This is a genomic window from Nocardiopsis sp. JB363 (assembly GCF_900143625.1).
Lineage (GTDB): Bacteria > Actinomycetota > Actinomycetes > Streptosporangiales > Streptosporangiaceae > Nocardiopsis.
This window is the reverse complement of sequence record NZ_FRFF01000019.1, coordinates 96,875-117,633: the sequence shown is the minus strand read 5'-3', so window position 1 is coordinate 117,633 and position 20,759 is coordinate 96,875. Positions and strand designations below refer to the sequence as shown.

Sequence of the window (20,759 nt, the reverse complement as noted above, 5' to 3'; positions counted from 1 at the left end):
CGGGGCCAGGATAAGCACTTGAGTGCGGGAATGACCGCACCCAAGCTGTATGTATGCGTCAGATGACGTGGAGAGCCGAAGAAGAGCTGATGCGCGGAGCCAGGTCTTCCGCTGAACGCCTTGGTGTCAGCCTGAACGAGTATGTGACCCGCGTGATGCGCGCCGCCACCGACCCGAACCCGGAGAGTGATGGGGTCGGTGGCGTCCGTGCCAAGCTCGCACAGGCAGGGTTCCTGGACGAATCGGGTACCCCGCGCTCTCGACCGAGCAGGGAGGCCGTCGAGAAGGCCCGTCGAGCGGCCCGCGGGGGAACTTTGCCGGAGGATCTGGTGTCGGAAGGTCGCGAGTGAGTGTTTTCGCCAGGATCCGGGCTCGTTCACGGGAACCGAAGCGCCCCAAGGTCAGGGGAGCATCACCCGCATCTCGTCCAATAGGTCGGACATGTCCCCTTCCTCATTGCTCCAAGAGCCGGATGTGGCGCATTGGTACAAGAAGCGCAGCTCGTCGGAACCGTTCCAGTGGACACCGACCCGGGCTCCGATGTCGGCCTCCTCATCGAAGGTTTCCACGGTGGTGAACTCGACGAGCTCGCCCGTGTCCGTGGTGACCTCGACCGGGTCGAGCGTGGTGACGGTGGCCGCGGGCAGATCTGAGCCGAGCTGCATCGCCGTGAGTCCGATCCAATTCCGGGCGCTCTCCTCTGGGGCGTTGTATCGAGGTGCGTCGGCCTGTTCTTCCGTGTAGGCGAGACGAAGATCGCATTCGTCGCCACTGTAGGAGGCGCTGTCGTCCCAGTACTCACTGTCGCTGTACCACCCCGGTATCTCTTCCGGTACGTACCAGGCGAGGTCGCTGCCGGCCGGGACCTTGAGGTACTCCCTGTCGTCTTGAGTACATCCGGTGACCATGAGCAGGAGTGCGGCTCCGGTCAGAAGCGCCGTTTTCGTAGTGATTACGGGGGTTTCAGGCATGCGGGGGATTTTGCCAGAGATAACCGACGGTCACCGCATCGGTGCCTTGAGCCCTTCGCCGCCGACGCCGTTCTCCAGGCCGAGCCACGCGGCCATCTCCGTCAGCTGCTCCACCAACGCCGGCATGGTGTCGGCGGGGGCGTCTTCCTCCAGGGTGATCCGCCGGGCCAGCAGGGTTCCCGACGCGCGGTCGGCCTTGAGGTCGACCCGGGCGACCAAGTCTTCCCCCAGCAGGAACGGCAGCACGTAGTAGCCGTGTACGCGCTTGGCGGCCGGCACGTAGATCTCCAGGCGATAGCGGAAACCGAACAGCTCCTCGGCCCGGTCGCGCGTCCACACCAATGAGTCGAACGGGCTCAGCAGGGCACGCGCCTCGACCTTGCGGGGGATGCGGGCGTCCTGGTGCAGATAGGCGGGGCGGTTCCGGCCGCGCACGGACACCGGGATCAGTGCACCGGCGTCCACCAGGTCGGCGATGGCGACGCGGGTCTGGGAGCCCTTGAGTCGGAAGTAGTCGCGTAGGTCGGGTTCGGTGGCGATGCCGTGCGCACGGGCGGCGATGGCCACCAGCTCCCGGTGGGCCTCCTCCGAGGTGGGGTGGGCGAGCCCGTGCACCTCGGCGGGCAGCACCCGTTCGGGCAGGTCGTAGCGGCGTTCGAACTGGACGTTACGGCCGTTGGTGGTGAGGTCGCCGATCCAGAACAGATACTCCAGACACTTCTTGACCTCGGACCAGTTCCAGCCCCAGTGCTCCTTGGCGCGGGGTGCGTCCTGGGCGAGCGCACCCTCGATCTCGCGGGCGGTGGCCGGACCGATCCGGGCCACCTCCTCGTGCACGGCCTTGACCAGATGCGGCTTCTCCTCGCGGATGCCGTTCAACCAACCGACACGTTCCTGGGCGCGGTTGCGTTCCATCCTGTGCCGCATGAGCCGGTGGGTGTCGGGTGGCACCAGACTGGCCTCGTGCGCCCAGCACTCGACCAGCCGAGCCGGGCTCGACCCGACGGCGGTGGTGGTCGCCCGGTCCAACAGGGCCGGATCGTAGGCGCCCAACCGGGCGAAGACCGGCAGGTACTGGCTGCGGGCGAGCACGTTCACGCTGTCGATCTGCAGGATCCCGATCCGGCGCAGTACCCGTGCCAGGTGCGCGAGAGTGGGTTCGCCCTTGGGGCGTGGGTCGGCGAAGCCCTGGGCGGCCAGGGCGATCCGACGGGCTTGGGCCGGGGAGAACTCGGCGTCGCGGCGGGGGTGCGGTTCGACCATGCGCCCCAACCTAACCTCCGACACCGACAGTCGGAGGTTTTCGCAGGTCAACGGGGCCTTTCGATCGATCGTCAAAAAACCTTGCGCACAATGCGAACCGTAAGGGGGGTTCGGCCGTCCAACGAGACGCGACGGAAAACAACCGAGCATGTGCCGGGAGTCGCACGACCCCGGTGCGGAGGACGGCCGCACCGGGGTTTCCTCATGTCACAGGCCTGGCCCGGGGCCGGGACGTCGGCGGGATCATCTAGCCTTCTGCTGTGCGTATCGCGACATGGAATGTGAACAGTGCCCGTGCCAGGGCCGAACGGATCGGTGACTGGTTGGACCGCAGCGACATCGACGTCGTGGCCATCCAGGAGACCAAGGCCCGTGACGACCAGTTCCCGGCGTCGGTCTTCACCGACCGCGGTTACGAGGTCGCTCACCACGGCCTCTCCCAGTGGAACGGAGTCGCGATCGCCTCGCGGGTGGGGCTCGACGACGTCGAGATCGGGTTCCCCGGCCAGCCCGGCTACGGCGACCCCGAGGAACGAGAGGCCCGCGCCATCGCGGCCACCTGCGACGGTGTCCAGGTGTGGAGCCTGTACGTGCCCAACGGGCGCGAGATCGACCACCCCCACTACGACTACAAGCTGCGTTGGCTGGAAGCCCTGCGCCAGGCCGGCGCCGCCCGCCTGGCCGAGGACCCCCAGGCGCAGATCGCCTACGTGGGCGACTTCAACATCGTTCCCCAGGACGACGACGTGTGGGACATGGCCGCCTTCGAGGGGCACACCCACGTCACCGAACCCGAGCGCGCCGCCTTCACCGGGCTGGTCGAGGCCGGTTTCGAGGAAGTCGTGCGCCAGTACACGCCGGGCCCGGGCGTGTACACCTACTGGGACTACAAGGGGCTGGCGTTCCCCAAGCGCAGGGGCATGCGCATCGACTTCGTACTCGCCTCGCCGGCGCTCAAGCCCCGGGTGACCGGCGCGAGCATCGACCGCGAGGAACGCAAGGGCAAGGGCGCCTCGGATCACGCACCCGTCATCGTGGCGCTGGACGGGGCCGAAAGTCGGCCGGTCGACCGGGAGAAGAAGTGAGCAACGACGTGAGTTCCAGCGCACCGCGCCTGGCGGTCTTCGGCAGCGTCAACATGGACCTGGTCGCCTACGTGGGACAGATGCCGGGCGGTGGCGAGACCGTCACCGGGACCGACTTCCGACAGGTTCCCGGCGGCAAGGGAGCCAACCAGGCCGTGGCCGCCGCACGGGCCGGCGCCCGGGTGGCCTTCCTCGGCGCGGTCGGCGACGACACCTTCGGGCGGGAACTGCGCACCAACCTGGAGGCGGACGGGATCGACGTCACCGGGCTGCGCACCGTGCCCGGGCTCTCCGGCATCGCGCACATCGTGGTGGAGGGGGACGGCGGCAACCGCATCATCGTGGTGCCCGGCGCCAACGGTGAGGTCACCGGGGTGCCCGTGTCCGATCGCGGATTGCTGAAGGGCGTCGACGCGCTGCTGCTTCAGCTGGAGTTGCCCATGGAGGCCGTGCTGGCCGGGGCGCGGTGGGGCCGTGAGACGGGTGTGCCGGTCTACCTGACCCCCGCACCCGCGCGAGAGCTCCCCGACGAGCTGCTGGCCGACGTGGACGTGCTGGTGCCCAACCAGCACGAGGCGGCGGCGATCACCGGGCACGACGAACCGGCGGCGGCATTGGCCGCGCTGCTGGAGCGTGTTCCGGAGGTGCTGTTGACCCTGGGTTCGGCGGGTTCGCTGTACGGGCGTCGCGGTGAGGAGCCGGTGGCGGTTCCGGCGCGGCGGGTGAAGGCGGTGGACACCACCGCCGCCGGTGACACCTTCTGCGGGTCCTTCGCGGTCGCCCGGGCCGAAGGGCGTTCCCCGCGGGAGGCGATGGAGTTCGCCGCCGCCGCGGCGGCGATCTCCGTGGGACGGCACGGAGCCAGTGCCTCGATGGCCTCGCGGGAAGAGGTCCAGGCCCTGCTCAAGGGCTGAGCCGAGGACGCGAGGGTCACTCTGTCGGGCGCTCGCCCTGACGGTTCCGGGTGGGTACGGCACCCGGACGGTTCAGGGCGTGTGCCCGATCTGCTTGAGGAAGGGGGCGGGGTCCTGGTTCTGGACGCGGACCTCCAACACGATGTCGACCAGGTCGCCGACCAGTCGGCCGCCCCAGGGGAGCGGGCCACCGTCTCCCACGCCGAACTCGGACAGGCGCAGCTGGGTGGTGGCGGAGAAGAAGTGTCCGTAGGTGTCGTCCGGTGAGATGTAGTCGGGGGACTCGCCGACCCATTCCGCCGCCAGGGTGACGGGGCGCGCGCGGCCGTGCAGCTCCAGGTCGCCGTGGATCCGGAAGGAGTTCTGCCGGCGGCTCGGCTCCAGGGCGGTCGAGGTGAAGCGCAGCTTCGGGTAGTTCGAGACCTCCAGGAAGTCGGCGGAGCGCAGGTGCTCGTCCCGGGCGTTCACACCGGTGTTGACGCTGGCCGTGGCGATCTCCACCTGGACGGAGGAGAGGGTGGGGTTGTCGGTCACGTGGACCTGGCCGTGCGCGTCGCCGAGGGTGCCCTGAACCCGACCGAAGCGCAGGTAGTGGGCGACGAAGATCAGGCTGGAGTGGACCGGGTCCAGGTACCAGGTGCCCGGACCGGGGCCGAAGGCCGCAGCGGATGTCATCGGCGTTATCTCCCGTTTGTCTGGTATGAGACTTTTGTCCACACACCTTAGGTGTGATGGCCCACCGCAACGTGGAGTTCCGGTCCGACCTGCTACGAGATATTCGACTCGCCCTGCCCGGGAAGTCCTCAAAGCGGTCGTGACCAGCGCCGACACACCTTCTGAGAGGTTCTCATAGGCGGGCTTCCGTCCGGTTCCGGCCATCGCGGAACAGGGCCTCGGCCATGGCCTCCGCCCGACACACGAAAGGGCCGGGGCGTCCGCCCCGGCCCTTCGCGTACCCGCGCCTACATGTACTCGGGCGACTCCACACCGAGCAGGTCCAGGCCCCGCACCAGTACTCGCAGCGCCACCGCGACCAGCGCCAGCCGCGACTCGCGCTCGGCATCGGTCTCGGCGCTCAGCACCGGGCAGTGCTCGTAGAACGCCGTGAGCGTCTGCGCCAGCTCGAACAGGTACGAGGACAGGCGGTGCGGCTGCAAGAGATCGCCCACCTGCTCCACCGCCGCGCCGAAGCCCAGCAGCTTCAGAGCGAGGTCGCGCTCGGCGCCTTCGGACACGGTGATCCGACCCTCCACCCCGGCCGGGTCCACCTGGCCCTTACGGAAGATGGAACGGATCCGGGCCTGCGCGTACTGCAGGTACGGGCCGGTGTTGCCGGTCAGCGCCAGCATCCGGTCGAAGTCGAACACGTACTCGGTGTCGTGTGCGACGGAGAGGTCCGCGTACTTCACCGCGCCGATGCCGACCTTGCGGGCGATCTCGGCCCGGCTCTCCTCGTCCAGGTCGGGGCGGGTCTCGGCGACCACGGCCGCGGCCCGGTCGACCGCCTCCTCCAGCAGCTGCATCAGTCGGACGGGAGCGCCGCTTCGGCTCCGCAGGATCTTGCCGTCCGACCCCAGCACGTTGCCGATCTGCACGTGCGTGGTCTCCACGTCCTCCGGCAGCCACCCGGCCTTACGGGCGGTGGACCACACCATCTTGAAGTGCATGGCCTGCGGGGCGCCCACCACGTACAGGATGCGGTCGGCCTTGAGGTCGTCCACCCGGTACCGGACGGTCGCCAGGTCCGTGGTGCCGTAGCCGTAGCCGCCGTCGCTCTTGCGGATGATCAGCGGCACCGGCTTTTCCTCGCGGCCGGTGAAGCCGTCCAGGAACACGCACAGGGCGCCGTCGCTGATCTCGGCGATGCCCTTGGTCTCCAGCTCGGCGCACACGTCGGCGAGCATGTCGTTGTAGCTGCTCTCCCCGGCCAGGTCCTCGTCGGTGAGGGTCACACCGAGACGGGCGTACACCTTGTTGAAGTAGACCTTGGAAAGGCCGACCAGCTTGCGCCACAACCGCAGGGTGTCCTCGTCGCCGCTTTGGAGGGCGACCACCCGCCGGCGGGCGCGCGCGGCGAAGTCGCCGTGGTCCTCGCCGGAGGAGTCGAACTTGGTGCGGGCCGCCTGGTAGAAGGCGTTGGGGTCGGTGGTGATCAGGTCGGCCTCGGGGGAGTCCTCCCCGACCTCCAGCAGGTGCTCGATGAGCATGCCGAAGGGGGTGCCCCAGTCACCGATGTGGTTCTGCCGGACGACGTTGTGGCCCAGGAACTCCAGGGTGCGGGCCAGGGAGTCGCCCACGACCGTGGTGCGCAGGTGCCCGACGTGCATCTCCTTGGCCACGTTGGGCGCGGAGTAGTCGAGCGGGATGTTCTTCCGCTCCTGCAAGGGGACACCGACACGGTCGTCGTCGAGGAGTCGACGCGCCTGGTCGGCGATCCAGTCCTCGCGAAGCGTGAGGTTGATGAAGCCCGGGCCACTGACCTCGACGTCACGGCAGACGTCGGACACGTCCAGGTGTTCCATGATCGCCGCGGAGACCTCGCGGGGCTTTCGGCCCAGGCGCTTGGCGAGCGCGAGCGCGGCGTTCGCCTGATAGTCAGCGAACTGGGACGGGCGGATGACGGGGTCGGTGTCGGCGAACTCGGGACCGAAGGCGGCGCCGAGGGCGGACTGGACCCGTCGCGAGAGTACTTCCTGCGGGTCGGCCATGACCCTAAGCCTACCGACCGGCCACACCCGTCCCTACTGATATGGCGCAGGCCACATCCAGGACTTTCGGGGGCTGTGCCGCGCCCGTGCCGATGTCTAGGCTCGACGGCATGAGAGACAGGAACCAACTGTGGGATCCGGCCTCGCCCGGGGTCATGCGCCTGCCCTCCGGACGCTTGGTGCGCGGCCGTGGACTCGCCCTGCCCCTGCCCGCCGGTCCCCGCCCCGAGTTCGCGGTGTACCTGCTCGACCACGAACCGCCCAGCGTCCCATGGATGGCCCGGTGGGTGCACTGGGAGGACTTCGGGCTGCCCGCGGACGACACGGACACCCTGGAACGGTTGAGGGAGGCGCTGGAGCTTTCGAGGGAGCAGCGGGTGGAGCTGGCCTGTCTCGGCGGACGGGGACGGACGGGAACGGCCCTGGCCTGCCTCACGGCCCTGGACGGTGTCCCCGCGAAGGACGCGGTGGGCTATGTACGAGAGCACTACTCGACGTTCGCGGTGGAGACCACCGAACAGGAGGAGTACGTCCGCTGCTTCGAGGCGTGAGGGTAGGACCGACCTGGCAGTGGAGGTCCGATCAGCGTTCGTCCGATCAGCGTTCGTCCGGGGAGCGACGGTGGAGCCAGATCGGTGAACGGTGGTGCACCCGGCGGCTGATCCGTTCCCCTATGCGGCCGCCCGCCAGGTCGTTCGCGAGCCGACAGGCGTGGGCGACCCCCACGTGGTGGCTGTCGCCGTGGGCGATCACCACCGTGCCGTTCAGACCGAGCAGGGCGGCGCCTCCGTAGGTCTCGCTGTCGAAGCGCTCGCGCAACCGGCGCAGGGCGCTTCGTTGCAACACGGCACCGGCCTTGGCCATGGTGGAGGAGGAGATCGCCTCCTTCATGGCGTTGAGGGCGAACCCCGCGGTCCCCTCGACGGTCTTGAGCGCCACGTTGCCGGTGTGCCCATCGGTGACCACCACGTCCACCTTCCCGGCGAGCAGGTCGTCGCCCTCGACATTGCCCTGGAAGTCCACCTCCGGCACCTCGGCCAGCAACTCCACCGTGCGGCGGATCAGCTTGTTGCCCTTCCCGGGCTCCGAACCGATGGTCAGCACACCCACCCGTGGGCGCTCGATGCCGAACGCCGTCTGCGCGTACGCGCAACCCAGGTGCGCGAACTGCACGAGCATCTCCGGCTTGGCGTCGGCGTTGGCGCCGGCGTCCACCAGGATCGTGGGAGTGGGCAGGGTGGGAAGGGTCACCGCCAGCGCGGGGCGCAGGACCCCCGTTCGCGTGCGGAGCCGGACGGTGGAGGTGGCCACGATCCCTCCGGTCGAGCCGGCGGAGACCAGGGCGTCGGCGTCGCCTCGCCGGATGAGGCGGCAGGCGACGGCGGCGCTGGAGCGGGGGCGCCGCCAGCTCGCCAGAGCGCCCTCGTCCATCGCGATGCTGTCCTCCGCGTGCACCACCGGGATGTCGCGCAGGGCGCCCTCCTCGGCGAGCATCGCCGCGATCTCGGTGCGTCGGCCCACCAGCAGTACGCGGAGGCCGAGTTCGCGTACGGCCATCACCGCTCCGCGCACGATCTCCCGGGGTGCGTTGTCGCCACCCATGGCGTCCACCGCGATGATCGGCGGTGACGTGCGCGGAACGGGGGATTGCGCGTCGGGTGTGCCACTCATCGTCGGTTGTTTCCTCACAGTCCGGGGATGGTACCGCGTCACCCTTGTCACGCCTGTGTCGGGCGCTTTCGTACACTCATGCGAGGATACTTCCGGTATGTCCAGGTCAGGGCTGGATTTTGCGTGGGGTGGGTACAAATCCCCCTGCGGGGGTATGCCCGCTCGCCGACTCCCCTGCTCGGCACGCTCCGTGCACGGGAGACAACCGAATTTTCGTCCCCAGGTGGTCCACCGGTACCCGTAATACCGGAGCCACCGGCTCAGGGCTGCCTTCTTGGCGCCCTATCTACCGCAGGAGAGGAGAGGCGTGAGCGTTACGCCTGACGCGGCACAGTCCCCGTCCGCCGGACGTCGGTTTCGTGCCTACACGACGAAACACCTCGACGAGTTCACGGCACGAGCCGGTCTCTCGACCGACGAGCAGCTCGCGGTCAAGGCGGTGGCACACGTGCTGCCGTTCCGCGTCAACAGCTACGTCGTCGACGAGCTCATCGACTGGGATGCCGCTCCAGACGATCCGATCTACCGACTGGTCTTCCCTCAGTCGGACATGCTCCCGCCCGCGGACGTCGCCCGGATCGCCGACCTGCTGACCGCGGGTGCGGGGCGCAAGGAGCTCAACGAGGCCGCCAACCAGGTCCGTGCCAAGCTCAACCCGCACCCCGCCGGCCAGATGGACCTCAACGTGCCCACCACGGGCGACGAGGAGCCCATCCCGGGCATCCAGCACAAGTACAAGGAGACGGTGCTCTTCTTCCCGAAGCAGGGGCAGACGTGCCACGCGTACTGCACCTACTGCTTCCGCTGGGCGCAGTTCGTCGGCGACGCCGACCTGAAGTTCGCGTCCGGTGAGATCGACCAGATGGTCGAGTACGTGCGTTCGCACCCCGAGGTCACCAGCGTCCTGTTCACCGGTGGCGACCCGATGATCATGGGCGAGGGGGTCATCTCCCGCTACATCGAGCCGCTGCTGGAGATCGAGCACCTCGAAGCCATCCGTATCGGCACGAAGGCTCTGGCCTACTGGCCGCAGCGCTTCACCACCGACCCGGACGCCGAAGACACGCTGCGTCTGTTCGAGAAGGTCGTCGCCTCGGGCAAGAACCTCGCGTTCATGGCGCACTTCTCGCACCCGAACGAGATGCGTCCGCCGCTCGTGCAGGAGGCCGTGCGTCGCATCCGCGAGACCGGCGCCGTCATCCGCACGCAGGCGCCGCTGATCCGCACGATCAACGCCGACTCCGCCACCTGGGAGAGCATGTGGCGGACGCACGTGCGGCACGGCATGGTGCCGTACTACATGTTCGTGGAGCGTGACACCGGCCCGCAGGACTACTTCGCGGTGCCGTTGGCCGAGGCCTACGACATCTTCCGCGGTGCCTACCAGAAGGTCTCGGGCCTGGCCCGGACCGTTCGGGGGCCGTCGATGTCGGCGACCCCGGGCAAGGTGTGCGTGGACGGGGTGATGGAGATCGCGGGAGAGAAGGTCTTCGTCCTCCACTTCATCCAGGCGCGCGACCCGGAGCTGGTCGGCAAGCCGTTCTTCGCCCAGTACGACGAGAAGGCGGCCTGGCTGTTCGACCTCAAGCCCGCCCTGGGCGCCACCCACCTTCCGTGGGAACAGGCCCCGGTCGGCGCCAACGGCCTGGTCGACCCCACCCGCATCTGACGCGAAGCGTCCGACGCGGGAGGTTCGCGAGGTCCCGTCGGCCCACCCCTTAGGGCGGGCGGGACCGAAGCGGCCGGTGGTCCCTTACCGCCGGCCGCGTAGCGAAACGAAACGGTGTTCCCATGCACGGAGCCCGGCACCTGGATTGGTGCCGGGCTCCGCTCGTGTGTACGCCGTGGACGGATGGTGGCCCGCGCGGCACGGGAGTGGACCGCGCGGACCTCGACGTGCACACGTTCCCGGGCTGGTCTTTTCCTGGGGGGTAGTGGGTGCCCGGGGTGGGGGTCGAGGGGTCAGCTCAGGAGGGCGTCGAATTCGCCGGTCTTGGCGCCACGGACGAAGGCCTCGATCTCCGCGGGGGTGTAGACGAGGGCGGGTCCCTCGGGATCCCGAGAGTTCCGCACGGCGATGTCACCGTCGGGGAGGGTGGCGACCTCTACACAGTTCCCATTGGGGTTGCTCCAGCTGCTCTTGGTCCAATCGACCCGCAGCAGGTCCGCGGGAACGCCGTTGTAGATCGGATACATCCTCAACCTCCTGGAACTTCGGGGACTCGCGGGGTGGTCCACAGACGGCTCCAGCGCGCCGCGCTCATCGGGTCTGGCCGCCACGGTCCCGCCGGTCGGGTCGGCCGCGCCACGGGGGTGGTCCTGATGTCCCCTTGCGAGGCCAAAGCGTAGTGCATGCACGTGCATACGTGATTGCATCGGCAAGCACTCATGAGTGTCCGCAGAAAACCGTGTTGGCAGAACCGCATGTCAGGACTAACGCGCGGGAGGCGCCGATGGTTCGCCGTTCCCGGATCGTTCTTCACTCGTGGCCGAAGTAGGACACTTCGGGCAAGAACGAAGCCCCGGGCGCAAAGCGGCCGGGGCGGTGGGGAGGCGGGGGGATGGGAAGGGGAAGGTGGTGGTCAGTCGCTGTAGCGCTCCAGGAACCTTCTGAGGATGCCCTCGGTCTCCCCCGGCAGCGGGGCCTGGGTGGCGAGGTGGTCCATGGTCTGGGCGTAGACGCTCGTGTCGTCGTACTTGTCGAAATACAGCGCGCTGTTCAACTGCTCCAGGTACACCACGTCGGGCAACTGCGGCGTGGGGAACCGCATGATGCTGAACGGGCCGCCCGCCGCGGGGTGACCGCCCATGTCGAACGTGGCGATCTGGATGGTGACGCTGGGCCGCCGCGCCATCTCGATGAGGTGCTCGATCTGCTCGCGCATCACCTTCGCGTCGCCGTAGGGCCGGTGCAGGACCGCCTCGTCGATCACCGCCCACAGCCGCGGGGCGGGGATCTCCGCGTCGGGGCCGTCGGACAAGCGACGCTGCCGATGCATGCGCATCCTCACACGACTGTTCACGTCGTCGTCGGAGGTGGCGGTGCGGGAGAGCCGAATGACGGAGCGGGCGTATCCCTCGGTCTGTAGCAGCCCGGGGACGAACTGCACCTCGAAGGTACGGATCACCGACGCGGCCTCCTCCAGGCCCACGTACACACCGAACCAATGGGGCAGCACGTCACCGTACTTGTGCCACCACCCCTGGGCGTTGGCGCTGGAGATCAGGCCCAGGAGGGCCTCGCGCTGCTCACGTTCGTCCACTCCGTAGAGTTTCAGCAGGTCGTCGACGTCGCGACGTTTGAAACTGACCTGACCGAGCTCCATTCGGCTGATCTTGGCGTGGGACGCGCGGATGGCGTATCCGGCGTCGTGCCGGGAAATGTCCTTCTCCTGGCGCAGCCGTCTGAGCTGGGTGCCCAACAGAATGCGCAGCACTGTGGGCCCACCACTGGAATTGGCCAGAAAATCCTGTGTGGCCTGGTGGTTCTCGACGGGGTCGGCTACCACTTCGCCTCCCTAGGAGTGGTATTGGCGCGAACGACCGCCAAGTATACCGATGCTGTTCTCGCCTCGACAGACCTCGATGAGGATTCGGCGGTGGACGAAGGTCCCGTTCTACGAATCGATGACGATGAAGGTGAATTCTTCGTGATGCCCCCTACCAATGGGGCCGAAGCTTCCTATAGGGTTGCCAAACGTTGATCTGCACGTGCATCTGTGTCTTACGTCTGTAAGCGACATAGAGGGCACTGCGGAAACGGACTCGCGAACCGCCATCACCCGTGAGGACAGTGATGAACGCAGATCTGATGCCCTCGGAGTTGCAGGCCAGGGCATCCTGGGGCCACCCGGCGCTACCGCGGGGTCGGTGGGACGTCGGGCTCGGCGGCCTGGGGATCGGACAGGGCACCCTGGGGCTCGGCATGGCCGCGCACGCCTACGCCGCGGTGCCGACCTCGGTCGGCGCGGCACGACGATTCGCCGTCAAATGCCTGAACGAGTGGGGGATGGTCGAGGTCACCGAGAACCTCTGCCTCATCGTCTCCGAACTCGTCGGCAACTCCTGTCGACACGCCGTCGCCGGGCGGGACCCCGAGGACACCCGGGTACTCCTCCAGCTCCGACCGCTGCCCTCCGTCGACGCGGTGGTCTGCATGGTCGCCGACCCCGAGGCACGGGGACCGATGCGGGTCTCCGCGCACCAATTCGCCGAATCCGGTCGTGGCCTCGGCCTCGTCGCCGCTTTCGCCCGAGAATGGGGATGGAATCCCATCGCCGGACACGGAAAAGTCGTCTGGGCGGAGTGCGGGCCAGACCCCTTCTGACCTCGAATGGCGTCCTTGGATATACCCGAGACGCACACCCGATCGGGGAGAGCGGATACGACTCCTCGGGGCGAGTAGGCTGTCAACGCATGTCGGTATTCGACCGGCAGCGGTAGACGAACAACCCCACAAACCCCGAAGCGTGGGAGTGAGGCGTGGCCGTACTGGACCCCGACCGTGAGCACTTCTCTTGTGATGGCACGATCATTGTGCGCCTGGACGGCGAGATCGACATCGCCACAGCCGAGGACGCCTACTTCCGGCTGAGCTCCGCCGTCCTGGAGTCCTGCGCGGTCGTCGACCTGTCCGGAGTCGGTTTCATCGACGCCTCCGGGGTCAACGCCCTCATCGGAGCGGCTCGACTGGCCTCCGGACGACAGCGGCACCTACTGATCGCGAGCGCTCCCCGGCAGCTCCACCGGATCCTCGACGTACTCGAACTGCGCGCCGTGCTGCCGACCCACCAGGACACGGTGGCGGCCCGCGCCACACACGCCGCCTGGGCCGCTCACTGAGAAGCACCGAAGAGGACGAACGGGGCGGGCCACCCGGGTACCCCCGTTCGACCCGCCCCGCGAGAGACGTCCCTACTCCACGGTCACACTCTTGGCGAGGTTACGCGGCTGGTCGACGTCGTTGCCCTTGGCCAGGGCCAGCTCGCAGGCGAACACCTGCATCGGGATCGTGGCGACGATCGGTTGCAGCAGGGTCGGCACCGCCGGGATCTCGATGAGCACGTCCGAGTACGGCCGGACCGACTCGTCGCCCTCCTCGGCGATCACGATGGTGCGGGCGCCACGGGCGCGCACCTCCTGGATGTTCGACACGATCTTGTCGTGCAGCACGCTGCGCCCCTTGGGCGAGGGGACCACGACCACGACCGGCAGACCGTCCTCGATCAGCGCGATCGGGCCGTGCTTGAGCTCACCGGCGGCGAACGCCTCGGCGTGCATGTACGCCAGCTCCTTGAGCTTGAGCGCACCCTCCATCGCCACGGGGTAGCCCACGTGGCGCCCCAGGAACAGCACCGTGTCCGCGTCGGCCAGGGAATGGGCCAGCTCACGGACCGGCTGGACCGTGTCCAGGACCTTCTCGATCTGCTCGGGCATGGTGGCCAGCTGGGCGATGACGGCGTTGATCTCGTCGCCGAACTTCATCCCGCGGACCTGCGCCAGGTAGAGGCCGACCAGGTAGCAGGCCGCCAGCTGGGTGAGGAACGTCTTGGTGGCGGCCACCCCGACCTCCGGGCCGGCGTGCGTGTACAGCACACCGTCGGACTCGCGCGGGATGGTGGACCCGTTGACGTTGCAGATCGCCAGGACCTTGGCGCGCTGCTCGCGGGCGTAACGGACCGCCATCAGGGTGTCCATGCTCTCGCCGGACTGGGAGATGGCGATGACCAGGGTCTGCTGGTCCAGGATCGGGTCGCGGTAGCGGAACTCGCTGGCGACCTCCACCTCGCAGGGGATCCGGCACCAGTGCTCGACCGCGTACTTGGCGATCAGGCCCGCGTGGTAGGAGGTGCCGCAGGCGATGATGACGATCTTCTCGACGCCGCGCAGGTCGGCGGGGCTCAGACGCATCTCGTCCAGGGTGAGCTGGCCGTCGACGGTCACCCGGCCCAGGAGGGTGTCGGCCACAGCGCGCGGCTGCTCGACGATCTCCTTGAGCATGAAGTAGTCGTAGCCGTCCTTTTCGGCCGCGGAGGCGTCCCAGTCCACGTGGTACTCGTTGACGTCCACGGGCTCGCCGTCGTAGTCGGTGACGAGCACGGAGTCGGCGCGCAGCTCCACGACCTGGTCCTGACCCAGTTCCACGGCCTCGCGGGTGTGGGCGATGAACGCCGCCACGTCGCTGGCCAGGAAGTTCTCACCCTCGCCCCGGCCGACGACCAGCGGGGAGTTGCGGCGGGCGGCGACGACCAGGTCGGGGTCGTCGGTGGAGACCGCGACCAGGGTGAAGGCACCATCCAGGCGCTTGCAGACATCGCGCATGGCACCGGCCAGGTCACCGTCGCCCCGGCTCGCCAGCGTGGTGCTGAGCAGGTGGGAGACGACCTCGGTGTCGGTCTCGGACAGGAACTTGCAGCCCTGCTCCTCCAGCTCCAGCCGGAGGGCGGCGAAGTTCTCGATGATGCCGTTGTGGACGATCGCGACCCGGTTGTCGTTGTCGACATGGGGGTGGGCGTTCACGTCGTTGGGGGCACCATGGGTGGCCCAACGGGTGTGCCCGATACCGGCGCCGTCGCCGGAGATGGGGCGCTCTTCAAGGGCTTGACGCAGGTTGGCGAGCTTGCCGGCCCGCTTGTCCGTGTTCAGGGCGCCCTCGCCCAGCACCGCGACACCCGCGGAGTCATATCCGCGGTACTCCAACCTTGCGAGGCCATTCACAACGACCTCAAGCGCCGGTTGCGGCCCGACGTAGCCAACGATTCCGCACATGGCCGTCAGCGTAAGCGAAAGAGTGCGCTGTTCCGACCAACCATCGACCCATACCACTTGCCGTTTTCGCAGGTAGCGGTATAGACCATTTGGTGTACGCGGGGTGGGTCGCGCAGGTGGGGGTGCTGGTCTGGTCCACGAGTGGAACCGGTTCCACCCCGTCCGAATCCGGACAAAAAACCTTCGAAGTCGGCGAGGCGAACGTGTGGTTTCGGGAACGATCGCGCACCAGGTCGGCCAATGAGGGGGCCGGCTGCCCGGAATGGCGGAGTGGCTGCTCTAGGGTGATCAACCGTGTCTCACGCGACGAAGAACGGCTTCTCCTCACCGTACGTGGAGCTGGACCGCCCGGCCTGGGCCGCACTCCGCGCCTCCACACCCCTGTCCCTGACCGAAGCCGACCTCAACGAGCTTCGCGGGACCAACGACCCCACCTCCCTGGAAGAGGTGAGCGACATCTACCTGCCCCTGTCCAGGTTGCTGAACCTGTACGTCGGGGCCACCCAACAGCGACACGCCGCCGTGCGCGCGTTCCTCGGCGAGTCCGATCGCCCGGCCCCGTTCATCATCGGGGTGGCCGGAAGCGTCGCCGTGGGCAAGTCCACCACCGCGCGACTCCTGCGCTCCCTGCTCGCCCAGTGGCCCAACCACCCCGATGTCGAACTGGTCAGCACCGACAACTTCCTCCACCCCAACGCCGTTCTGCAATCCCGCGGACTCATGCGGCGCAAAGGGTTCCCGGAGAGCTACGACCGGCGTGCCCTGGTGAGATTCGTGTCGGAGATGAAGGCCGGCGCGGATCGTCTCGACATTCCGGTGTACTCCCACCTGCACTACGACGTGGTGCAGGGCGAACGCCAGACCGTGCGCCGGCCCGACATCCTCATCGTGGAGGGCATCAACGTCCTACAACCGGCCACCACCGGGCACCTGGCCGTCGCCGACTTCTTCGACTACTCCATCTACGTCGACGCCAAGGTGGAGAACGTCCGCAACTGGTACCTGGATCGGTTCCAGGAGCTGCGCCGGACCGCCTTCTCCGACCCGCGGTCCTACTTCCACCACATGGCCACCTCCACGGAGGAGGACGAGGCCCTGGAGTTCGCGGCCAACACCTGGCGCACCGTCAACGAGGTCAACCTGTTGGAGAACATCCGGCCGACGCGAGGCCGGGCCACGCTCGTGCTGTTCAAGGGCGAGGACCACCGTGTCACCCGGGTCCGCCTGCGCAAGACCTGAGTGGCGAAAGCGGTCAGAAGCGGTCAGAGGCGGTGTAAAGCGGCAGGGTGTGCCCGCTCGGGTAGGCTGGACCGTTCGGCCTCGCGACCCCACGGGGTCGTTTGTGCGCGCTCAATGGATCGGAACGAACCGGGCCTTCACGGTGACCGGGGCGGGACCGCGCGCACGCGCGAAGCCGCGTCCTGTCCCGCCGACCAGAGGTCCTCCCATGACCGCGACCGATCCCGAACTCGACTCCGAACGCCGCCACCTCGACGCGGCCCGCGCCGCCCTCCGGAAGATGTACGAGGGGGTGCGTGGCGCCGAACTCGTCATGAGCGGCGACTCCAAGGACGAGTACAACGACGAGGCCCTGTTCCTGGCCCGGCGACGGCGCGTCGCCGAACTGGTCGACATCTCCGACACGCCCCTGTACTTCGGTCGTCTGGACTTCGAACCCGGCACCGTCTTCCTGGAGGAGGACGAGGCGGGCGGACTCGGTCCCAGGGCCACCGACGAGCCCGACCGGATCCGTATCGGCCGACGCCACGTGTACGACACCGACAGTCGCCCCATGGTCCTGGACTGGCGCGCGCCCATCAGCATCGCCTACTACCGGGCCTCGCCCACCGACCGGATGCTGGTGCGATCCCGGCGCCGCTACGGCTTCACCACCCTCCCCGACGCCGACGGTGAACCCCAGGCCCACCTCACCGCCTTCGAGGACGAGGACCTCCTGGCCGGCCCGGACACACCCGCTCCCACCGGCGAGCTCCTCACCGCGGAGATCGAACGGTCGCGTACCGGACCCATGCGCGACATCGTCGCCACCATCCAGCCCGAGCAGGACGACCTGGTGCGCGCGCCGCTGGAGACCACCCTGTGCGTGCAGGGGGCGCCCGGCACCGGCAAGACCGTCGTGGGCCTGCACCGCATCGCCTACCTGCTCTACACCGAACGCGCACGGCTGTCCCGGACCGGGGTGGCGATCATCGGACCCAACCGGTCCTTCCTTTCCTACATCCGCGACGTCTTGCCCGCCCTCGGCGAGGTGGACGTCCACCAGACCACCGTCGTCGACCTGCTCACCCGGGACCTGCCGGAGCGGGCCCGGCACGCCCAGGGGTGGATCCGCCGGGTGGAGGCCCCGGAGGCCGCGCGGGTCAAGGGTTCGGCGGTCATGGCGGAGGTGCTCCGCCGCGACCTGTGGGCGAACCTGCGCGAACCGGAGGAGACGGTGATGGTGCGCGGCGGTTCACGCCGGTGGCGCCTGTACCCGGAGGACGTGCGCCCGCTCGTCACCGAGCTGGCCGGACGAGGGGTCGCCTACGGGTCGGGCCGTGATCTGCTCGCACACCGGATGGCGCACGTGATCCTCACGCAGATGGAGGCCGAGGGACAGATCTGCGACGACCGCACGCACACACGGGTGCGACGCGACCCGGCGATCCGTTCGGCGGTCACCGCCCTGTGGCCCAAGATCGACCCGATGAAGATGGTGCTGGGGCTGCTCACCGACCCCGAACGGTTGGCCCGAGCCGCAGAGGGGCTGCTCACCGCCGAGGAACAGGCCCTCCTGCCGCTGCCGGGCAAGCCGCGCGGACCCAAGTCGGCGCAGTGGTCGGAGGAGGACCTGGCCCTGGTAGACGAGGCGGTGGCGCTGATCGAACGCCCCTCCGGGATGGGACACGTCGTCGTGGACGAGGCCCAGGACCTGAGCCCGATGCAGTGCCGGGCGATCGCGCGACGCAGCGGTTCCGGTTCGCTCACGGTGCTCGGTGACATCGCGCAGGGCACGAGCCCGTCGGCGGCGCGAAACTGGTCGACGCTCCTGGAACACCTGGGCAAACCCACCGGCCACCTGCACGTGCTGGACCGCGGCTACCGGGTGCCCGCGCAGATCATCGACTTCGCGGCCCGGCTGCTGCCCACCATCGCCCCCGGCCTGGGGGCACCGTCCGCGGTACGCCGATCACCGGGCGCGCTGCGGCTCTCCCCGGCCGTCGATGACCTCGCCCCCGCCGTAGCGGAGGCCTGCCGCGCCGCGCTCGACGGCGAGGGTTCGGTGGGGCTGATCGCCGCCGACCATCGACTCGCGGAGCTGCGGACGGCCCTGGCCGCCGAGGGGGTGGAGGCGCCCCTGTTGGGCGAGGTCGGTCTGGACGAGGCACGTCTGATCGCGGTCCCGGCGAGCCTGGCCAAGGGGCTGGAGTTCGACGCGGTGGTGGTGGCCGAGCCCGCCGCCATCGTCGAGGCCGAGGAGCGGGGAGCCAACCGCCTGTACGTGGTCCTGACCCGAGCGGTGAGTGCGCTGCACGTGGTCCACACACGTCCCCTGCCGCTCGAACTCACCTGAGTCGGGCGGGAAACGAGGACGGCCGCGGACACGGGAACACCTTCGGATCGGATAGGACCGGATCGGGCGAAACCTCGGGGCGACTTCCCACGTCGGACAGGGGCGAGGACACGTGCGAAGGGGGAGCGGTCATGAGGGGAGTCGTCCTCGACGATCTCAGGAAGCCGGGGGGCACGGGGGACCCGGAGCTGGACCGACGGCTGCGGCGGGCGGTGGAGCGGGCATGGACCGACGAACCGGAACGCACCATCGATGACCTGCGCGAACTGCACCGGGAACTCGTGGTCCGGGTGGGCGCCGACCACCCCGACGCGCTGTCCGTTCGGGTCCACGTGGCGCTGTGCCTGGAGCGGCAGGACGACCCGGTGGGGGCCGCCGTCGACCTCAGCGGACTGTGGGGGGAACTGTCCGTGAGCGTGGGCCCCCTGCACCCGCACATGCTCGCCCTTCAGGCCGAAATCGCCCGGTTGTGGGGAGAGTCCGACCTGGTGGACCTGGCCGCCGACAGCTACGGCCGTCTCGTGGACCTGCTCGAACAGGACCGTGGCGCGGACGACCCCGACACCCTCGCCGCCCGAGAACGGCGGGCCTGGTGGACCGGGAAGACCGGACAGCCCGAGAAGGCCGCGCTCGCCTACGCCGACCTGCTCGACCGGCAGCGCCGGGCTTTGGGGCCCAACCACGCCGACGTGTTGGAGAGCCGCGCGGAACTGGTGCGCTGGCGCTCCGCCGCCGGCGACCCGGCGGGGGCGGCGCGGGTCTGCGTCGATCAGGTCGCTGCCCGCGAACGTGTCCAAGGACCCTCCCACCCCGAGACCCTCGCCGCCCTGCTCCAGTCGGTGCGGCTGCACACGGAGGCCGGTGACCCGGCCGGCGCCGCGTGGGCCTGCGCCGACCTGCTTCGCGCCCGACTGACGACGAAGTCGCCCGGCGACCGGGAGGTCCTCAACACCCGCCGGATGCTCGCCCACCACAGGGCCGAGGCCGGGGACCTGCTGCGGGCCGAACAGGACTACGAGGATCTCCTGCCGGACCTGACGGGTTCCCTGCCGTCGGACCACCGCATCACCCTGCTGACCCGGTTCGGCCGTGCGCGCCTGCTGTTCCTGTTGGGCGAGACCGACCTGACCCGGTCCGAACTGGCGCAGACCCTTCCCGAACTGCGACGGGTGCTGGGGGAGGACCACAAGGACGTACTGGAGGCGTGGTTCCTGCTGGCGGCCTCCATGGTCACCACGGGCGAACTGGAGGAGGCGCTCATCGAGGCCGAGACGTTGCTGCCGCGACTACGGCATCGATACGGGCGGAGCCACCACACGACCCTGTTCGCGCGGGCGCACGTACTGGAGGGACGGGGCGACCCCGCCGCTCTCGACGTCTACCGCGACCTGTGCGCTGAGTGGGAACGGATCCTGGGACCGACCCACCCCAACACCCTGCTGGTCCGGCTCCGGCTGGCCACCGAGGACGACCTCTCGGAGGAGGTCGAGCGGCGCGCGCTCACCGGCCTGTTCGAGGAGTTCCGCGCGGCGTTGGGCCCCACTCACGGGCTGACCGTCATGTTTCGGGCGCTCCTCATCACCCTGGACGAGGACGAGTCCACCGCCCTGTCCGAGTTGGGTGAGCTGTACCGGCGGTGTGTGGAGAACCTGGGGACCGACGCCCCCGGCACCCGGGCGGCGCTGGAGGCCTACACCGAGTGGCTGGGGCTCGTCGTGGGCCGTGAGAGCGGCCTGGACGCCCCCGACGCCCCCGACGCCCCCGAGGTGCAGGAGGGCACCGGGCGGGTGGTGTGAACTCCGAAG

At 68.9% G+C, this 20,759-nt stretch carries 18 protein-coding genes; 10 read left to right on the top strand and 8 right to left on the bottom strand.

Annotation, left to right across the window (positions count from 1 at the left end):
- The first annotated feature begins 53 nt into the window (after positions 1–53).
- On the top strand, positions 54–350 hold the full coding sequence (locus tag BQ8420_RS04125) for a hypothetical protein (protein ID WP_200815781.1): 297 nt from the start codon (positions 54–56) through the stop codon (positions 348–350).
- 51 nt (positions 351–401) lie between these two features.
- Here the strand turns inward: BQ8420_RS04125 and BQ8420_RS04120 are convergent, their stop codons facing one another.
- Both BQ8420_RS04120 and BQ8420_RS04115 read right to left on the bottom strand, forming a co-directional pair.
- On the bottom strand, positions 402–971 hold the full coding sequence (locus tag BQ8420_RS04120) for a hypothetical protein (protein WP_235005910.1): 570 nt from the start codon (positions 969–971) through the stop codon (positions 402–404).
- Between the two features lie 30 nt (positions 972–1,001).
- The gene (locus tag BQ8420_RS04115) at positions 1,002–2,234 is read right to left on the bottom strand and encodes a winged helix-turn-helix domain-containing protein (RefSeq protein ID WP_087096452.1); all 1,233 of its coding nucleotides are present in this window, start codon (positions 2,232–2,234) and stop codon (positions 1,002–1,004) included.
- 260 nt (positions 2,235–2,494) lie between these two features.
- On the opposite strand from BQ8420_RS04115, the gene BQ8420_RS04110 reads away from it, so the two are divergent.
- Positions 2,495–3,319: an exodeoxyribonuclease III gene (locus BQ8420_RS04110; protein ID WP_200815780.1), complete on the top strand. Its 825-nt coding sequence runs from the start codon at positions 2,495–2,497 to the stop codon at positions 3,317–3,319.
- A gap of 8 nt (positions 3,320–3,327) precedes the next feature.
- Positions 3,328–4,233 (top strand): ribokinase, encoded by a 906-nt coding sequence (locus BQ8420_RS04105; protein WP_087096481.1) that lies wholly within the window; start codon positions 3,328–3,330, stop codon positions 4,231–4,233.
- A 72-nt stretch (positions 4,234–4,305) separates the two neighbouring features.
- Here the strand turns inward: BQ8420_RS04105 and BQ8420_RS04100 are convergent, their stop codons facing one another.
- A complete protein-coding gene (locus BQ8420_RS04100; protein ID WP_087096451.1) occupies positions 4,306–4,908 on the bottom strand; it encodes a YceI family protein in 603 nt (200 codons plus the stop codon).
- Positions 4,909–5,195: 287 nt separating this feature from the next.
- On the bottom strand, positions 5,196–6,941 hold the full coding sequence (gene argS / locus BQ8420_RS04095) for an arginine--tRNA ligase (protein ID WP_087096450.1): 1,746 nt from the start codon (positions 6,939–6,941) through the stop codon (positions 5,196–5,198).
- Between the two features lie 110 nt (positions 6,942–7,051).
- Here argS and BQ8420_RS04090 point away from each other — a divergent pair, with 110 nt between their 5' ends.
- The gene (locus BQ8420_RS04090; protein WP_087096449.1) at positions 7,052–7,492 is read left to right on the top strand and encodes a protein-tyrosine phosphatase family protein; all 441 of its coding nucleotides are present in this window, start codon (positions 7,052–7,054) and stop codon (positions 7,490–7,492) included.
- Between the two features lie 46 nt (positions 7,493–7,538).
- Here the strand turns inward: BQ8420_RS04090 and plsX are convergent, their stop codons facing one another.
- Positions 7,539–8,612 (bottom strand): phosphate acyltransferase PlsX, encoded by a 1,074-nt coding sequence (plsX, locus tag BQ8420_RS04085; protein ID WP_087096448.1) that lies wholly within the window; start codon positions 8,610–8,612, stop codon positions 7,539–7,541.
- 307 nt (positions 8,613–8,919) lie between these two features.
- Between plsX and BQ8420_RS04080 the strand changes: the two genes are divergently transcribed.
- Positions 8,920–10,281, top strand: a complete 1,362-nt coding sequence (locus tag BQ8420_RS04080; RefSeq protein WP_087096447.1) for a KamA family radical SAM protein — start codon at positions 8,920–8,922, stop codon at positions 10,279–10,281.
- Between the two features lie 293 nt (positions 10,282–10,574).
- Here the strand turns inward: BQ8420_RS04080 and BQ8420_RS04075 are convergent, their stop codons facing one another.
- Together BQ8420_RS04075 and BQ8420_RS04070 are read right to left on the bottom strand one after the other, a co-directional pair.
- Positions 10,575–10,808 (bottom strand): DUF397 domain-containing protein, encoded by a 234-nt coding sequence (locus tag BQ8420_RS04075; RefSeq protein WP_087096446.1) that lies wholly within the window; start codon positions 10,806–10,808, stop codon positions 10,575–10,577.
- A gap of 386 nt (positions 10,809–11,194) precedes the next feature.
- Complete coding sequence (locus tag BQ8420_RS04070) at positions 11,195–12,121, bottom strand: helix-turn-helix transcriptional regulator (protein WP_087096445.1); 927 nt, start codon at positions 12,119–12,121, stop codon at positions 11,195–11,197.
- A gap of 287 nt (positions 12,122–12,408) precedes the next feature.
- Between BQ8420_RS04070 and BQ8420_RS04065 the strand changes: the two genes are divergently transcribed.
- Together BQ8420_RS04065 and BQ8420_RS04060 are read left to right on the top strand one after the other, a co-directional pair.
- Positions 12,409–12,939, top strand: coding sequence for an ATP-binding protein (locus BQ8420_RS04065; protein WP_087096444.1), 531 nt, complete (start codon positions 12,409–12,411; stop codon positions 12,937–12,939).
- A 155-nt stretch (positions 12,940–13,094) separates the two neighbouring features.
- Positions 13,095–13,454, top strand: coding sequence for an STAS domain-containing protein (locus tag BQ8420_RS04060; protein ID WP_087096443.1), 360 nt, complete (start codon positions 13,095–13,097; stop codon positions 13,452–13,454).
- 72 nt (positions 13,455–13,526) lie between these two features.
- Here BQ8420_RS04060 and glmS read toward each other — a convergent pair whose 3' ends face one another.
- On the bottom strand, positions 13,527–15,380 hold the full coding sequence (gene glmS, locus BQ8420_RS04055) for a glutamine--fructose-6-phosphate transaminase (isomerizing) (RefSeq protein WP_087096442.1): 1,854 nt from the start codon (positions 15,378–15,380) through the stop codon (positions 13,527–13,529).
- Positions 15,381–15,713: 333 nt separating this feature from the next.
- Here glmS and coaA point away from each other — a divergent pair, with 333 nt between their 5' ends.
- The 3 genes from coaA (at position 15,714) to BQ8420_RS04040 (ending at position 20,750) form a co-directional block, all read left to right on the top strand.
- Positions 15,714–16,619, top strand: a complete 906-nt coding sequence (gene coaA, locus BQ8420_RS04050; protein WP_235005913.1) for a type I pantothenate kinase — start codon at positions 15,714–15,716, stop codon at positions 16,617–16,619.
- A gap of 208 nt (positions 16,620–16,827) precedes the next feature.
- Positions 16,828–18,954 carry an AAA family ATPase gene (locus tag BQ8420_RS04045; protein ID WP_087096440.1) on the top strand — a complete coding sequence of 709 codons (2,127 nt, stop codon included), beginning with the start codon at positions 16,828–16,830 and terminating at the stop codon, positions 18,952–18,954.
- A 131-nt stretch (positions 18,955–19,085) separates the two neighbouring features.
- The gene (locus tag BQ8420_RS04040) at positions 19,086–20,750 is read left to right on the top strand and encodes a hypothetical protein (protein ID WP_235005908.1); all 1,665 of its coding nucleotides are present in this window, start codon (positions 19,086–19,088) and stop codon (positions 20,748–20,750) included.
- The last annotated feature ends 9 nt before the right edge of the window (positions 20,751–20,759 follow it).

Coding starts and splice junctions, on each gene's coding strand:
- BQ8420_RS04125 (WP_200815781.1), top strand. CDS start 54: ATGCGTCAGATGACGTGGAGAGCCGAAGAAGAGCTGATGCGCGGAGCC.
- BQ8420_RS04120 (WP_235005910.1), bottom strand. CDS start 971: ATGCCTGAAACCCCCGTAATCACTACGAAAACGGCGCTTCTGACCGGA.
- BQ8420_RS04115 (WP_087096452.1), bottom strand. CDS start 2,234: ATGGTCGAACCGCACCCCCGCCGCGACGCCGAGTTCTCCCCGGCCCAA.
- BQ8420_RS04100 (WP_087096451.1), bottom strand. CDS start 4,908: ATGACATCCGCTGCGGCCTTCGGCCCCGGTCCGGGCACCTGGTACCTG.
- argS (WP_087096450.1), bottom strand. CDS start 6,941: ATGGCCGACCCGCAGGAAGTACTCTCGCGACGGGTCCAGTCCGCCCTC.
- BQ8420_RS04090 (WP_087096449.1), top strand. CDS start 7,052: ATGAGAGACAGGAACCAACTGTGGGATCCGGCCTCGCCCGGGGTCATG.
- plsX (WP_087096448.1), bottom strand. CDS start 8,612: ATGAGTGGCACACCCGACGCGCAATCCCCCGTTCCGCGCACGTCACCG.
- BQ8420_RS04075 (WP_087096446.1), bottom strand. CDS start 10,808: ATGTATCCGATCTACAACGGCGTTCCCGCGGACCTGCTGCGGGTCGAT.
- BQ8420_RS04065 (WP_087096444.1), top strand. CDS start 12,409: ATGAACGCAGATCTGATGCCCTCGGAGTTGCAGGCCAGGGCATCCTGG.
- glmS (WP_087096442.1), bottom strand. CDS start 15,380: ATGTGCGGAATCGTTGGCTACGTCGGGCCGCAACCGGCGCTTGAGGTC.
- BQ8420_RS04045 (WP_087096440.1), top strand. CDS start 16,828: ATGACCGCGACCGATCCCGAACTCGACTCCGAACGCCGCCACCTCGAC.
- BQ8420_RS04040 (WP_235005908.1), top strand. CDS start 19,086: ATGAGGGGAGTCGTCCTCGACGATCTCAGGAAGCCGGGGGGCACGGGG.